The 1,318-nt window shown below is 64.4% G+C and carries 2 protein-coding genes; both read right to left on the bottom strand.

The features are described 5' to 3' along the window. A partial coding sequence (locus E1218_RS35795) for an HD domain-containing protein (RefSeq protein ID WP_202866381.1) occupies window positions 1-266 on the bottom strand: 266 nt, incomplete at its 3' end. Between the two features lies 1 nt (window position 267). Then, entirely contained in the window at window positions 268-1,002 is a 735-nt protein-coding gene (locus E1218_RS35790) for a helix-turn-helix domain-containing protein (protein WP_132327457.1), read from the bottom strand. Window positions 1,003-1,318: the final 316 nt, after the last annotated feature.

The raw sequence follows: 1,318 nt of genomic DNA, 5'->3' as shown, positions 1-1,318 counted from the left end.
GCGAAGGTACAGAGCGCCGTCGAGCGAATGGAATGTGTTGACCGCACCGCGGACGAGTAGCCGATGTCATGCAGGAACGCGGCCGCCTCGATCAGCTCGGCCCGGTCCCCGAGCATGGTCGCCAGCTCGCGGGCGCGAGCAGCAACCCCTTGGGTATGCGCCCAGCGACGCGGCAGCTCGTCGGCCAGCAACCGACGCGCCAGCGATCGTGTCTCCTGCGCAGTCATCATCACCCCGAGCGTACGACGCGCGATCGCCGCAGTCACCTCAGTCCGCCGCGGACGGCACCTGTCCCCTGGCCCAGACGGCCTCGAAACTCGCGACGTACGAGTCGAACATCTCGCTGTCGTCCATGTGCCGGTAGTGATACACCGGCGACTGCGCTGCCGGGATCCCGTAGGAGTGCTGATTGACGAGGAGTTGGTCGTCCGAGCGGAACATCGAGTTGTAAAGGACCGTGTCGTGCAGCCGCAACTCGACACCTTCCCGGCTTACTAGCGGCCCGAGCAAGGCGAGCGCGTTACGGATCTTCGCTCCCATCGCCTCGCCGATCTCCTCCTCGACACCGCGCTCGACAACGTTCGCACTATCCGGTGCACCCAGCGCGATCCTGATGCGTACGATACCGCTCTTCTCGCTCGGCAGACGCATGATCCGGGCGTCCTCCGCGAGGAAGAGCGCGCTGTAGGCGAGGATCCCGACCTCCGACTTCGCCGACTCGAAGAACCACAGCCAGTTTTGCGAGCTGATCGCCGTACGACGTGAGTAGATGCCGGCAATCTCCGTCGGCCGGCCATCATCCGAACCGATGGAGCGGAGCTCGGGCCAGATTACTTCCTCGTCGACGCCGAGAAGCCGGGTCAGCGCCTCGCGGGTACGACAGTGCGGCATCTGACCCCGCATCCAACGGCGGACCGTCTTCGGGTCGACGGCAAGCTTCGCCGACACATCGAGGTCGGTGAGGTTCGCGTCGTACATCGCGCGCCGCAGCACGTCGTTCACTCGGATCGCCCGTCCTTACCACGAGGTAAATGTCGGTAAATGTCTGTCTCTAGCGATAGCACGAAATGTCCGTAAATGTCCGTAGACACGGTTCTCCTGTCCGGGCCGGAACGGCGAGGCTTGACGCACGCTCGACAGCGTTGTCGAGCCGTCACCAGAGCAGACCGAGGAGACGGAATTGATGCGCCGCGGGGGCTGTACCGCTATCGCGATCCATCGGGAGTCAGCGGTACCGGCGTCGTTGCCTTACTGGTCGAGTTCCCACCGAACGAGGACGGGCAGCAATGGATCGCCGTCAAGTGGCTCGGCCCCAACC

Source organism: Kribbella turkmenica (genome assembly GCF_004348725.1).
Taxonomy (GTDB): domain Bacteria; phylum Actinomycetota; class Actinomycetes; order Propionibacteriales; family Kribbellaceae; genus Kribbella; species Kribbella turkmenica.
This window is presented reverse-complemented; position numbering and strand designations above follow the sequence as displayed.